The 12984-nt window shown below is 46.4% G+C and carries 13 protein-coding genes; 9 read left to right on the top strand and 4 right to left on the bottom strand.

Going from position 1 to position 12984, the window contains the following annotated elements:
* Positions 1-3: 3 nt before the first annotated feature.
* The 3 genes from infC to rplT all read left to right on the top strand — a co-directional run bounded on the left by infC (position 4) and on the right by rplT (position 1239).
* Positions 4-549, top strand: a complete 546-nt coding sequence (gene infC, locus D515_RS25385) for a translation initiation factor IF-3 (protein WP_082111321.1) — start codon at positions 4-6, stop codon at positions 547-549.
* Between the two features lie 100 nt (positions 550-649).
* Positions 650-844: a 50S ribosomal protein L35 gene (gene rpmI / locus D515_RS16235; RefSeq protein WP_002540100.1), complete on the top strand. Its 195-nt coding sequence runs from the start codon at positions 650-652 to the stop codon at positions 842-844.
* Between the two features lie 41 nt (positions 845-885).
* Positions 886-1239 carry a 50S ribosomal protein L20 gene (rplT, locus tag D515_RS16230; protein WP_002540099.1) on the top strand — a complete coding sequence of 118 codons (354 nt, stop codon included), beginning with the start codon at positions 886-888 and terminating at the stop codon, positions 1237-1239.
* 69 nt (positions 1240-1308) lie between these two features.
* Here rplT and D515_RS16225 read toward each other — a convergent pair whose 3' ends face one another.
* Positions 1309-2649 carry a polysaccharide deacetylase family protein gene (locus D515_RS16225; RefSeq protein WP_002540098.1) on the bottom strand — a complete coding sequence of 447 codons (1341 nt, stop codon included), beginning with the start codon at positions 2647-2649 and terminating at the stop codon, positions 1309-1311.
* Between the two features lie 496 nt (positions 2650-3145).
* On the opposite strand from D515_RS16225, the gene pheS reads away from it, so the two are divergent.
* From pheS to btuD, 6 genes are all read left to right on the top strand, one after another.
* Positions 3146-4129, top strand: coding sequence for a phenylalanine--tRNA ligase subunit alpha (pheS, locus tag D515_RS16220; protein WP_002540097.1), 984 nt, complete (start codon positions 3146-3148; stop codon positions 4127-4129).
* A gap of 19 nt (positions 4130-4148) precedes the next feature.
* Positions 4149-6539: a phenylalanine--tRNA ligase subunit beta gene (gene pheT, locus D515_RS16215; RefSeq protein WP_002540096.1), complete on the top strand. Its 2391-nt coding sequence runs from the start codon at positions 4149-4151 to the stop codon at positions 6537-6539.
* Between the two features lie 410 nt (positions 6540-6949).
* Positions 6950-7246 carry an integration host factor subunit alpha gene (ihfA, locus tag D515_RS16210; RefSeq protein WP_002540095.1) on the top strand — a complete coding sequence of 99 codons (297 nt, stop codon included), beginning with the start codon at positions 6950-6952 and terminating at the stop codon, positions 7244-7246.
* A gap of 198 nt (positions 7247-7444) precedes the next feature.
* The gene (locus tag D515_RS16205; protein ID WP_002540094.1) at positions 7445-8494 is read left to right on the top strand and encodes a succinylglutamate desuccinylase; all 1050 of its coding nucleotides are present in this window, start codon (positions 7445-7447) and stop codon (positions 8492-8494) included.
* Positions 8495-8557: 63 nt separating this feature from the next.
* The gene (gene btuC, locus D515_RS16200) at positions 8558-9544 is read left to right on the top strand and encodes a vitamin B12 ABC transporter permease BtuC (protein WP_002540093.1); all 987 of its coding nucleotides are present in this window, start codon (positions 8558-8560) and stop codon (positions 9542-9544) included.
* Complete coding sequence (btuD, locus tag D515_RS16195; protein WP_002540092.1) at positions 9541-10296, top strand: vitamin B12 ABC transporter ATP-binding protein BtuD; 756 nt, start codon at positions 9541-9543, stop codon at positions 10294-10296. Before btuC ends, btuD begins: the two co-directional genes overlap by 4 nt.
* Positions 10297-10403: 107 nt before the next feature.
* Here btuD and D515_RS16190 read toward each other — a convergent pair whose 3' ends face one another.
* The 3 genes from D515_RS16190 to D515_RS16180 form a co-directional block, all read right to left on the bottom strand.
* On the bottom strand, positions 10404-10853 hold the full coding sequence (locus D515_RS16190) for a tellurite resistance TerB family protein (RefSeq protein ID WP_002540091.1): 450 nt from the start codon (positions 10851-10853) through the stop codon (positions 10404-10406).
* Between the two features lie 128 nt (positions 10854-10981).
* Positions 10982-11395 carry an OsmC family peroxiredoxin gene (locus D515_RS16185; protein WP_002540090.1) on the bottom strand — a complete coding sequence of 138 codons (414 nt, stop codon included), beginning with the start codon at positions 11393-11395 and terminating at the stop codon, positions 10982-10984.
* Between the two features lie 363 nt (positions 11396-11758).
* Positions 11759-12595, bottom strand: coding sequence for a calcium-binding protein (locus tag D515_RS16180; RefSeq protein WP_002540089.1), 837 nt, complete (start codon positions 12593-12595; stop codon positions 11759-11761).
* Between the last annotated feature and the right edge of the window lie 389 nt (positions 12596-12984).

Raw genomic sequence — 12984 nt, 5'->3', positions numbered from 1 at the left:
GGTATTAAAGGCGCAAGAAAAGTCCCGGCTAAACAAAATGCTCACCGTCTTAACGAAGAACTTCGTGGTCTGCGTGAAGTACGTCTGACTGGTATTGATGGTGATCAGCTTGGTATTGTTTCATATGATGAAGCGATTAAAGCGGCAGAAGATGCTGGTGTTGATCTGGTAGAAATTAGCCCTAATGCCGAGCCGCCAGTATGTCGTGTGATGGACTACGGTAAGTTCATCTACGAAAAGAGTAAGGCTGCGAAAGAGCAGAAGAAAAAGCAAAAGATTGTCCAGATCAAGGAAGTTAAATTCCGTCCTGGAACCGATATTGGCGACTATCAGGTAAAACTACGCAACCTGGTTCGCTTTATTGAAGAGGGTAACAAGGTCAAGGTTACTATCCGTTTCCGTGGTCGCGAAATGGCGCACCAGGATATCGGTGTTGACGTTCTGAACCGACTGAAGGAAGACACTGCTGAAATCGCTTCAGTAGAAAGTTTCCCTTCAAGAATTGAAGGTCGTCAAATGATCATGGTTCTTGCCCCTAAGAAGAAGTAATTTCGGCATACAAGTAACGAGAGGCTATGCCTTCGGGCATAGCCTCTTTGTTCGCCAAATTACACTGTTATTAATTGCATACAATGCGGAGTTATTCATCATGCCTAAGATGAAAGCAAACAAAGGCGCTGCTAAGCGTTTCAAGAAAACTGGTGGCGGTTTCAAGTTCAAGCACGCAACTAAGCGTCACATCCTGACTAAGCGTACTACTAAGAACAAACGTCAACTGCGTCCTAACTCAATTCTGCCTAAGTGCGAAATGGGTGCAGTTGCGCGTATGCTTCCATACGCATAATTTTCTTAGTATTTTTAACGAATTAGTTTAGGAGAGACATAATGCCTCGCGTAAAACGTGGTGTACAAGCTCGTGCACGTCATAAGAAAGTTCTGAAACAAGCTAAAGGTTACTACGGTGCACGTTCACGTGTTTACCGCGTAGCTTTCCAAGCAGTAACTAAAGCTGGTCAATACGCTTACCGTGACCGTCGTCAGAAGAAACGTCAATTCCGTCAACTGTGGATTGCACGTATCAATGCTGCGGCTCGTCAAAACGGTATGTCTTACAGCCGTTTCATCAACGGTCTGAAGAAAGCGTCTATCGAAATCGATCGTAAGATCCTGGCTGATATCGCTGTATTCGACAAAGCTGCATTCTCTGTTCTGGTAGAGAAAGCGAAAGCTGCTCTGTAATTTATTACAGAATAGACTTTGTGAGAAAGGGGAGCTTCGGCTCCCCTTTTTCTATTCTAAATCGAACCGTCAGTTCGCTGTACAAGAAGACAGCAGCTCCCAAGGCGAGTTTTCGTAAAGCCCCGGTATTTGCTGGGTTGTCCACCATTTAGCTCTGTAGTTATCTCCCCGATAAATGACGACACTGCCTTCAGCATATGTTGTATATACATTCCAATCGTCCTTTGGGCATAAGGTCAGTGGCTCAGGGTTTTTCATCCAATCAATGATTTCAATGTGGCTGACAAAACGCACTTCAGATTTTGATAATGCATACTCGATAAATTTGGAGAGGGCTGCTTGGCGACTTTGGGTGTCCGAACCCGGCATTCCATATTGTTCTTGTCCATTCACCAACCCATAGAAGCCGGAATGTAATCCCAAAACCAAAGGTGCTCTGTTTCCTTTCAAACGTAAATCCAGGTTATAGGCATAAATGGCAAACACCTCATCTCCCGAGAGCCCAGCAGCGCCCCAAGCAGGCTCGGAGTATAGGTTCCAGTCGAAGTTGTCACCTTTGCCAGATTCACGGTCAAACCAAGGTACACGCTTGGCGATCTTGTCCCTCAAAGAATAATCAATGCCATATTCCGATGTCAGATTATCTGGTGGTACGATCAATGTGTGTGCAGGAACTTCCCACAAACCTGAATAGTTGGCTATTTGCGGTTTCCAACCACTATTAACGGCAAGATCATGCTCTGGACTGCCGTTCTCAAGAGTGTATGGCCAGTAATTGTTGGTTCCGTCATGGGCGGGTGTTATGCCTGCGGGAAAACTGACGTCGTAGGCTATACCGTTTTGAATGACTGCCTTTAAAGTGTTGTCATTGTAGGTAAGAAAAGGCGCTCGGAATCCATGTGCTTTTTCAATACCTATACCGCCATCTTCAACAGCGGAGGTGAGAAACTGATTACAGAGTGTCACTTCTTGCTGCCAAGCTTCTTGAGTCATCCAACTGTCCAAAGGATTCCAGTTCACCTTGTCATCCGGGTGTGTTTCGGTGTGGTTTCCAATGTCATGGCCCGCTTGGTGGGCGCGTCGCCATAAGTTTAAAGCGTCTTCGTTTTCCCTAGATTGGCCGCAAAGCATAAAGAATGACGCGGTAAGATTGCGATTAGCATGTTTGTCCATGCCATTAGGATTTTTGTGAAAGGCCAGGGTATCGAGAACCCACTTAAGACCTTCTAAGTCGTTGTTATCATCAAAGCCTAGCGAGACGAACATAGGCGTTTTTGCAGTATCAATCGGTGATAATTGAGAAGGTGGGTAAGCATTTTCCATTGCGAGTACTTGTGCTGACATAACTATTGGAAGAAAAAGCGAGTAACTGGTTTTTTTACCCGTAATGTGCCAACTGAATTTTGCCATTGTATTGTCCTATTTTTAGCTTCTACGTTATTGAATGTGAGCAAGAGCTCATCCACTAGAAAATACATACTCGGGCCTGATTTCTACGACATCTTGTACGTGCTGTTATCAAAGTTTGACTGTAACGATAGCGGAGGCTGTAAGTTGCATTCAGCGCAGAACAGATATTGGTATTTGATCGCACTAAGTGGTGAATCAATAAGCAATTTTCTTAGTCAATTGCGTTGCCATGGGCTTGAATCTGGGTAAATTCACGTCGTTGAAAAATATCAGGTGATAAAATCGCCGACGATTTAGTCATGACCGCCATTAAACGGCTATTTCAGATTGGATTTGAGGCGCGGTTTATTTACTATGTACCGTTACGTCTTATACCAATTCTCAGAGCGTGATCTGCCAATGCGAATTCGCACTGGAAAGACGGATTCTGCTACGAGAATTGGTATATCTTTTACTCCCCCGTAGGACACTGCCTAGACAGGCAGATGAGGAAACGATGCAACAACTAGAAGAGATTCTATCCAACGCAACGGCTGCTATCGAAGCAGTTGATTCAGTTGCGGCTCTGGATGAGGTACGTGTTAAGTACCTGGGCAAAAAAGGTGAGCTTACCCTCCAGCTTCAGCAGTTGGGCAAACTTCCGCCGGAAGAGCGCCGTGAAGCGGGTGCAAGCATCAACAAAGCAAAGCAAGCAGTTCAACAAGCGCTGACCGAGCGTAAAGTTGCACTGGAAAGTGCAGAGCTTGAAGCGAAGCTGGCAGCTGAGACCATTGATGTGACTCTGCCAGGTCGTCGTATCGAGAACGGTGGCATTCACCCTGTTACCCGCACTATCGAACGTATCGAAAGCTTCTTTGGTGATCTTGGCTTTAGCGTTCAAACAGGCCCAGAAATCGAAGACGCATTCCACAACTTCGATGCTCTGAACATTGCGGAAGACCACCCAGCGCGTACTGATCACGACACTTTCTTCTTCAACCCGGATCTGATGCTGCGCACGCACACTTCAGGTGTTCAAATCCGTACGATGGAAAACAACCAGCCGCCACTGCGCTTTATCGCACCGGGCCGTGTTTACCGTAACGACTACGACCAGACTCACACCCCAATGTTCCATCAGGTTGAGGGTATGCTGGTTGACGAAAACGTAAACTTTGCACAGCTGAAAGGCATCCTGAACGACTTCCTGTGTAACTTCTTCGAAGAAGATCTGGAAGTACGTTTCCGTCCGTCATACTTCCCATTCACTGAGCCTTCAGCAGAAGTTGATGTTAAAGGCAAAAACGGCAAATGGCTGGAAGTACTGGGCTGCGGTATGGTTCACCCGAACGTACTGCGTTCTGTTGGCATTGACCCAGAAAAATACTCAGGTTTCGCATTCGGTATGGGCGTAGAGCGTCTGACCATGCTGCGCTACGGCGTAAACGACCTGCGTGCGTTCTTCGAGAACGATCTGCGTTTCCTGAAACAATTCAAGTAAGCATTGGGGTAATTGATAAATGAAATTCAGTGAATCCTGGCTTCGCGAGTGGGTTAATCCTGCAGTAAACAGCGAAGAACTGGCACACCAAATCACCATGGCAGGTCTGGAAGTCGACGACATTGAAGCTGTTGCAGGTGAGTTTACCGGCGTTGTTGTTGGTGAAGTGGTTGAGTGTGGCCAGCACCCTGATGCAGACAAATTGCGTGTTACTAAAGTGAACGTTGGCGATGAAGAGCTGCTGGACATCGTTTGTGGTGCACCGAATTGCCGTCTTGGCCTGAAAGTAGCCGTAGCGACAGTTGGCGCTGTGCTGCCAGGCGACTTCAAAATTAAGAAAGCAAAACTGCGCGGTCAGCCATCTCACGGCATGCTGTGTTCGTTCTCTGAGCTGGGTATTGACGTCGAGTCAAATGGCATCATGGAACTGCCTGCGGATGCAGTGATTGGTACTGATTTCCGTGAGTTCCTGAAGCTGAACGACGTGACTATCGATGTAGACCTGACTGCAAACCGTGCTGACTGTCTGAGCATCAAAGGTCTGGCACGTGAAGTAGGCGTTCTGAACCGTGCTGAAGTATGTCAGCCAGCGTTCGAGAAAGTCACTCCGGCAATCGACGACAAAATCTCTGTTGCGATCGAAGCGCCAGCAGCGTGTCCACGTTACTTGGGCCGTGTGGTTCGTAACGTTAACGTTAAAGCGGCCACACCACTGTGGATGCAAGAAAAACTGCGTCGCAGCGGAATCCGTTCTATCGACCCAATTGTAGACATCACCAACTACGTGATGCTGGAACAAGGTCAGCCAATGCATGCATTCGATCTGGCGAAGATCGAGGGTGGCATCGTTGCACGTATGGCGAAACCAGGTGAAAAACTGGTTCTGCTGGACGGCAATGAAGCTGAGCTGAACGAAAATACGCTGGTCATTGCTGACCATAATAAAGCGCTGGCGATTGCAGGTATTTTCGGTGGTCAGGATTCTGGCGTAAATGCAGAAACCACGACTGACGTTCTGTTGGAAGCAGCATTCTTTGCACCAGACGCAATCCGCGGTCGCGCACGTAGCTATGGCCTTCACACTGATTCTTCACACCGCTTCGAGCGTGGTGTTGATTCAACGCTGCAAAACTACGCGATGGAGCGTGCTACTCAGCTGCTTATCAATATCTGCGGTGGTGAAGCAGGTGAAATCGTAGGTCAGGAGTCTGAAGAGCACCTGCCTAAAGCGAACACCATTGCATTGCGTCGTACCAAGCTGGACAACCTGCTGGGTCACCAGATTTCTTCTGAAGACGTGGTAGAGATCCTGAGCCGTCTGGGCTGCGAAGTTGAAACGACTGAGCAAGGTTGGACTGCGAAAGCGCCTTCATGGCGTTTCGACATGGCGATTGAGCAAGACTTGATTGAAGAAGTTGGCCGTATCTATGGCTACGACAACATTCCAAACCAAGCGCCTGTAGCCTCTCTGAACATGAATGAACACAAAGAGGCGAATCAACCTCTGAAACGTGTTCGTGATCTGCTGGTTGACCGTGGTTACCACGAAGCGATTACTTATAGCTTTGTTGAACCAAACCAACAGAAACTGATTGTGCCAGACGTAGAGCCATTGATTCTGCCGAACCCAATTTCAGCAGACATGTCAGCCATGCGCCTGAGCCTTTGGACTGGCTTATTGAATACCGTTGCTTACAACCAGAAACGTCAACAGCCACGCGTTCGTCTGTTTGAAGCAGGTCTTCGTTTTATCCCTGAACAAGCCGCAGAAAACGGCATGCGTCAGGAAATGATGTTGGCAGGTGTGATTGCAGGCCCTCGTTCAGAAGAGCACTGGGACATCGCAACAAACACCGTCGATTTCTTCGACCTGAAAGGCGATCTCGAAGCGATTTTGGAGCTGACTGCAAACGAGCTGAGCTACAGCTTTAAAGCTGCTAAGCATCCAGCACTGCACCCAGGTCAATCAGCAGCAATTGAAGTCGATGGCAAAGTCGTGGGCTACATCGGTACGGTTCATCCTGAACTTGAGCGTAAGTTTGGCCTGAACGGCCGTACCATCGTATTCGAAATCGAATGGTCAGCGATTAACACTCGAGTCATTCCAGAAGCGGTTGTTATCTCCAAGTTCCCGGCTAACCGCCGTGACATCGCTGTGATTGTTGCTGACGACGTTGAGTCAGAGGCTGTGGTTCGTGCTTGTTTGGAAACCGATAATGCACTGATCACCGGTTCTAAGCTGTTTGACCTTTACAAGGGCAAGGGCGTAGAAGACGGCAAGAAGAGTTTGGCCATCGCTTTGAGCCTGCAATCCACTGAGCGCACCTTGGAAGAAAGTGATATTTCTGAGGCGGTTGCATCTGTTGTAGCATCGCTTGGCGAGAAATTTGGCGCGCATCTTCGCGACTAATTACAAATTTATTAATAAAAAAGCAGCCCAATGGCTGCTTTTTTTATGTCTAAAAGTTCTAACACGTATCATTCTGATAAATCTATGTTTTATCATAATCTTAACAAGTCTCGACTTGCAAACGATTAAAACCCCAGTAAAAACATCACTTAATGACTATATTCACAATATCGTGTCTCAGTTTTTATGCATGACTCGAGAATGAAAAGCTCATAAACAGAGCACTGTTCTAAATAATGATATGGAAAAAAGTTGGCGCAAATCAGCCAGTTGGCTTACACTGTTCGATAGTTGCTGCTGGAGATTATGCTGCCCGACGAAGGAGCAAGTGAATAATTTCTTCGCAGTGCAATCGTGGTGTAGATACGACGTATCACATTTGTGTTCAACATTTCTTGAGGGAATGACCTATGGCGCTCACCAAGGCCGATTTGGCTGAGAACCTGTTTGAGAACGTCGGGATGAGCAAGCGGGACGCCAAGGAAACTGTCGAAGCGTTTTTCGAAGAAGTTCGTAAAGCGTTAGAAAGTGGCGAACAAGTCAAATTGTCTGGCTTCGGAAATTTTGATCTTCGTGACAAGAACGAACGTCCTGGCCGTAACCCAAAGACGGGCGAAGATATTCCTATCACGGCGCGTCGCGTTGTTACGTTCCGTCCGGGCCAAAAACTGAAGGCACGTGTCGAAAAAGCCAAAGTAGACAATTAATCGTCGTACGAGAGTTTTCCAAAGAACCGTGGTTATTTAACCGCGGTTTTTTATTGCCTGTAAGTTAGGGGCTTCGGCATCTTCGCATGGCGATATAGGCGTCTAATTGCGTTTGTTATCAGAGTGTTTAATTTGTATATTGGGGGTCAGATACGAGAAGAACACATAAAACAAAATAATCAAAAAGGACAGCTTGAAATGGATAGTCAACTCTCCGGGGGCTTTCTAAAGCACACGTTATATCCACCCAGCAATTTCATCCCTAGCAGCATAACTCTTTCTAACGGTGTCAACGTCAGCCATAACGCAATTGGTGTTGTTGAAATTACGCCACCAATGGCTGATAAAGCCATTGTGATCTCTTCAGGTATTCATGGTGATGAAACCGCACCCATCGAACTTGTCGACGATTTGGTCTCCAGCGTTCTAGATGAAGCCTTCGTGCCTACATCACGTTTACTGTTTATCATTGCCCATCCTGATGCCATTCACGCACACACACGCTTTATAGAAGAAAACCTCAACCGTTTGTTTGCGGGTGTGAACCCTCGAAGAAACAAAGAATGTGAAATGGCCAATGAGCTACAGGCGCAAGTTCAGTCTTTTTTTGAAAAGGGTAGTGAAGAGCATTGGCATTTTGACCTGCACAGCGCAATCAGAGCGTCTCAGCATTATATGTTTGGTGTTGTACCGGCTTCGTCGAAAGCCACTGATATCAGACCGCTGGTCAACTTCTTAAAAGCGTCTCACATGGATGCAGTCATGTTGAGCCGCACACCATCATCGACATTTAGCTGGTTCAGTGCCGAAAAATTTGGCGCATTGGCAGCGACTTTTGAGATGGGGCGAGTAGCTCGTCTGTATGAAAACAACATGGAAGAATTTGTGCCACTGCGAGACGCTTTAGTCGCATTAATGTGTGGTAAGGCTTTGCCTGCACCCTCAGCGACAAAGGGCTTCTCAAACTATAAAGTGACGCGAACTATCACCAAGACAGACGCCGCTTTTAATCTGGCATTCAGTGATGATGCTGCAAACTTTACCTATTTTGCAGAAGGGGCGCAGTTAGCAGAGGAAAACGGTACCGTTTATTCAGCGATCGCTGGCGGTGAGGCGGTGGTGTTTCCAAATTCAAAGGTAGCGATAGGGCAGCGTGCAGCTCTATTAGTTCAACCGTTTGAACCTGATCTTTCTAAGCCGCTCTACGTCAATGTGGAACGCGATCCGGGGCCTGTCGCCTTAAGTTAGCGCTTTTCATTTTCATCTGTTCTATGTATGGTTGGCGGCAATCGCGATTAAAACCCGAAAACCATGCATTTACTTCAACTTGTCCAGCGTCGGGAAAGGCGCTGGCATGCCGCACTTATCACTTCACTTTGCCTTCTCACGGTTAGTGCGTTCGTTTCCTTGTCCGTTGGTGAAATCTGGATATCTCCTTTTTCTGTCAGTTCGCAACTCGAGCAGCAACTTCTTGTTGAATTGCGTGTTCCGCGAGTTATTGCAGCGGTTGTCATTGGTGCCTCGCTGGCGGTTTCCGGTGGGGTATTGCAAGTGTTGCTTGGTAATCCACTGGCAGAGCCTGGGGTGTTGGGTATATCAGGCGGGGCGAGCCTTGCTTTAGTTGTTGTGCTGTTTCTCTTTCCTGCACTGGCCACGCCTTATGGGTTAATGGGTGCCGCCATGTTGGGAGCATTGGCATTTACGGCGATTTTGGTCATGTTGGCCAGAAAGCGGACGATGTCGACAGCAAGGTTGCTTTTGATCGGCGTCGCGCTCGGGATCTTATCTGGTGCGATTGTCACTTGGGCGTTTTATTTCAGTTCCGACCTTAACTTACGTCAGTTGATGTATTGGTTGATGGGAAGCTTGTCAGGTGTTCACTGGCCCCAACTGACATTGACTATCATTGTTGTCCCTGCGCTTATCTGGCTCTGTTTCCAGGGTAAAAAGCTTGATTTGATGATGCTTGGTGAAATGCAGGCAAAGCAACTAGGTCTGGATACAGACGCCTTAAGATGGCGTTTAATCCTTTTAGTGAGCCTTCTGGTTGGGGCATCTGTGGCGATGGCTGGCGTGATAGGTTTTGTTGGTCTTGTTGTGCCACACTTTCTACGTCTTTGGCTGGGAACGGAAAACAAATTCCTGCTACCACTTGCTGCCATTTCCGGCGCCGCTTTGATGTTAATTGCTGACACAATAGGCCGAATGGCAATCGCCGAAGCTGAGCTACCCGTGGGCGCCGTAACAACGACCATTGGCGCTCCACTGTTTATCTGGATGCTGTTGAGGCGCATATGATTATTGCAAGCAATATTGCGTTGGGTACACGCCTGTTACCGCTTAACTTCCGAGCCGAAAAGGGAGAAATTGTTCATCTATTAGGGGCTAATGGTAGCGGGAAAAGTACACTCCTCGAACTCCTATCCGGTTTAATTGAAGGGCAGGGTGATGTTGAACTGAATGGCAAGGACATGCGAAAAATTGACAGCATGTCTCTCGCACGCCAGCGTGCTTATCTGAACCAGCAACAGAAGCCCACTTTTGCAATTGGTGTTTACCAATATTTAAGCCTTAGCCTGTCTGCTATCCATCAATTGGACGCCGACTCAGCGGAGAGCGCAGTTGTTGAAGTATGTGAAATGCTAGGTATCGCTGACAAACTGAATCGCAGTACCGACCAGCTTTCAGGTGGTGAATGGCAGCGTGTCCGTCTGGCTGGTGTGTGTTTGCAGATATGGCCGGATATCAACCCAGAAGGAAAACTACTGATACTTGATGAGCCCGCCACTGCGCTCGATATTGCCCAGCAAAGCGTGATGTACCAAATCGTCAGGAATATAGCAGACAAAGGTATCGCGGTAGTGATGTCTAATCATGACATCAACCGGACACTATCCGATGCAGACCGAGTCGTGTTACTGAAGCATGGTCATATCGTTGCCCAAGGTGAACCGGCAAAGGTTATGGATGTTTCTAAATTAGAGGAGACCTTTGGTACAAGGCTCAAACGAGTAGAAGTGGATGGTCAGATTCTTATGTTGAGTCAATAGACTGCATCATTCAACGGAGGGATTTTAATCCGTTTCAATTGGTTCAGTGTCCAGCATTGGTGCTTGAATAATGTAGCTGTATATCTGTAATCGGGTGGCTTGCCGCTTTACTGCTTAGTAACCTCCAATTTCGCTTTAATAAATAGCGCGTGATCCAGGTAAAGTAGTTCTGCTGTTTTTCGAATAACGGAATCCTCCAGTGGGTCAACCTTGCCGTCTGCATACGCGACTTCCCACATCGCCTTGACTAAATCGTACCGTTGGCTCTGCTCTAACTGTCGCAGTTTGTCTGTATAGTCATAGAGCGATACGGAGTGTTGGCTATCCTTTTGTGCTTCTTCGACTAGGGTGTTTGCCTCATCTTGCTTAATGTCTAGTAGCGAGCAGAGTAGGCTGACTTTGGCGGCTTCTTCTCTGGGGTCTAGTTGGTGATCTGCACCAGCCACTTCGCACAGTAGTCCCGCCATTGCTCGCTGATAGCGCATTTCATTTGAAGTGGCGCTACCACCTTCTTCCGAAAATACTTCTTTTAAAATAGAAGACAGTTTTGAAAACATAGCCGTCGTTCCTCGTGATCTTTTGTCTAATCAAAGAGTACGCGACAAGGAAACGTGATGTAAACCGTATTTACAAAGCGAGTTTGAAAGACGCTCCTCAGTGAATCGCATAAGGAGCGTCAGTAACGTTAAGCGAGGGTCAGTTGAAGAGTCACTTCAGCACCAGTCACAAGACGAGATACAGGACATTTCTGCTTGGCAATTGAGCCTAATTCTTGAAGTAAGCTGTCTTCCAGGCCATCTGCAGACACTTCAGATTCCAATTCAATAAGCGTGATTTTGGGGCCATCCTCATCACCTAAGTGAACTTTGGCTTGTGTAGAAATGGTTGGAACCAGACCTTTTTCTGATAGAAGGGCAGAAAGGAACATAGAGTAGCATCCAGCGTGAGCTGCACCTATCAGTTCTTCAGGGTTCGTGCCTTCACCATGTTCAAATCGGGAAGCGAAAGTAAACGGCCCAGTAACATCACCGTATTTCATTACGCCTTTACCTGACTTTAAGGTTCCTTCCCATACTGCATTGGCTTTTTGTGTTGGCATTATTTTCTCCTTGTTTGAATTTACCCAGTCAAGTGGTAGTAACGGGGCAATAACCTACTGACTTTATTGTGCAGTAGAATTTTTCCAGAGCAGGGGAGCGGTAACAACAAATGAAATATTGTTCGCGGAGAGAGAAAAAATAGGTTGGAAAGGAATAAAAAAATGCGCGCCATTAGACGCGCAAAGTAGTATTGGCAGACGACCGCACTACAAAACCGATTTCGGACTCAGTGTGCTCTATTTCGCCATAATTCTTTAGGATTTATTTTCTCACTATAAAGACATTATCCTAAAGTCGTAGAAGTCGTTCTCAGCATTGATGAACAGCCTTCTTAGGTATAGCGTATATTCATACCGGCTAAATTAGAGATTGTAAAAAATGAAATCGTCTGCGGTGAAGTTTTCAACTTGTGAGTTATTGAAAATGATGGTGTGGTTTTCACTGACCTGAATTTCAACGGTAGGCCCTGACTGATTAAAAGCAAGATCTTGAAAATCAGTGGCGATATTAAAAAGCACCACCTTGTCTGTTCCCTGTTCAAAATCCACGATACGATCTGTGCTTTCTTCGGTGTCTAACAACCTTGTAAACATAAAATAGTCACTACCTTCACCGCCAAAGTAAAAATCTGACCCGCTAGTGCCAACCAAATAATCTTCGCCGCTATTTCCGTAAAGTCTATCGTTTCCAATGCCTCCAGTGATGACATCACTTCCTTCACCACCTAAAAGTAAATTATCGCCGGCAAAACCGATCAACATGTCATCTCCAGAGCCTCCGCGTATGACATCATCACCTGCACCGCCATAAATCATGTCGTTGCCAGCACCGCCGATCAGCATGTCGCTGTCGCCTTGTGTTGCAAGAACACTTAGAAATTCGGGGTTTTCGACAATAAAGTTTTGTACTCCAAACAAAGCATATTGGATATCTTCGATTGAAAAGTCGCTTAAATCACGCGACTGAACGGACTCGTAAAGTGCAACCAGCGCTTGTTGGACCGCTTCACTGTTAAGATCGATGTAGTCTTCAATAGGTATGTCATCACCCAGGATCAGGTCGTTGCCGCCAAAACCTACAATAGTATCCTGGCCATCCAAACCATTAATAAATCCGTCACCGTTACCACCATTGAGTGTGTCGTCTTCGTTCGTACCAAGTTTTAGATAATCAAATTCAATTCCATATACTGTTGTCATTTTTAATCTCCTAAAAGGCAAATCTGAATATCGACGAAAGAGAAACTCCACTTCATTGTATTTGCCCGTGGATAATAAAATGTTTCAGTTCGCTGACTTTATGCTGTAAATGGCCTTCTGAAACAATTGAAAGATATGTGAGAACGCGATTTTTAATAATGAGAAAGAATTAGTCATCCATATAAGTGGCGGGTTGGAATCGTTTTTTCTTATTTTTCTTTCAATAGTTCAACTAACATGAATTGTGAAAATTGAACCAAGGTTAAATATTCATCATCGGTTAATTACTGTGTCAATAACATCAGTTAATTTCGACGGTTGCCCGAGCGCTTATACCCAAACGAACTGAAGATGCTTGAGTTCAGAGGTCATCAATGCGTTCAATTCGA

It is taken from the genome of Grimontia indica, from assembly GCF_000333895.2.
Classification (GTDB): Bacteria; Pseudomonadota; Gammaproteobacteria; order Enterobacterales; family Vibrionaceae; genus Enterovibrio; species Enterovibrio indicus.
The sequence above is the reverse complement of the archived record's forward strand: the minus strand, read 5'-3'. Positions and strand labels throughout refer to the sequence as shown.

What these genes read in the sequence shown, in the direction of transcription:
- D515_RS16180 (WP_002540089.1), bottom strand. Translation starts at nt 12,595, where the DNA reads ATGACAACAGTATATGGAATTGAATTTGATTATCTAAAACTTGGTACG.
- D515_RS16205 (WP_002540094.1), top strand. Translation starts at nt 7,445, where the DNA reads ATGGATAGTCAACTCTCCGGGGGCTTTCTAAAGCACACGTTATATCCA.
- rplT (WP_002540099.1), top strand. Translation starts at nt 886, where the DNA reads ATGCCTCGCGTAAAACGTGGTGTACAAGCTCGTGCACGTCATAAGAAA.
- D515_RS16190 (WP_002540091.1), bottom strand. Translation starts at nt 10,853, where the DNA reads ATGTTTTCAAAACTGTCTTCTATTTTAAAAGAAGTATTTTCGGAAGAA.
- D515_RS16185 (WP_002540090.1), bottom strand. Translation starts at nt 11,395, where the DNA reads ATGCCAACACAAAAAGCCAATGCAGTATGGGAAGGAACCTTAAAGTCA.
- ihfA (WP_002540095.1), top strand. Translation starts at nt 6,950, where the DNA reads ATGGCGCTCACCAAGGCCGATTTGGCTGAGAACCTGTTTGAGAACGTC.
- btuD (WP_002540092.1), top strand. Translation starts at nt 9,541, where the DNA reads ATGATTATTGCAAGCAATATTGCGTTGGGTACACGCCTGTTACCGCTT.
- rpmI (WP_002540100.1), top strand. Translation starts at nt 650, where the DNA reads ATGCCTAAGATGAAAGCAAACAAAGGCGCTGCTAAGCGTTTCAAGAAA.
- btuC (WP_002540093.1), top strand. Translation starts at nt 8,558, where the DNA reads ATGCATTTACTTCAACTTGTCCAGCGTCGGGAAAGGCGCTGGCATGCC.
- pheT (WP_002540096.1), top strand. Translation starts at nt 4,149, where the DNA reads ATGAAATTCAGTGAATCCTGGCTTCGCGAGTGGGTTAATCCTGCAGTA.
- D515_RS16225 (WP_002540098.1), bottom strand. Translation starts at nt 2,649, where the DNA reads ATGGCAAAATTCAGTTGGCACATTACGGGTAAAAAAACCAGTTACTCG.
- pheS (WP_002540097.1), top strand. Translation starts at nt 3,146, where the DNA reads ATGCAACAACTAGAAGAGATTCTATCCAACGCAACGGCTGCTATCGAA.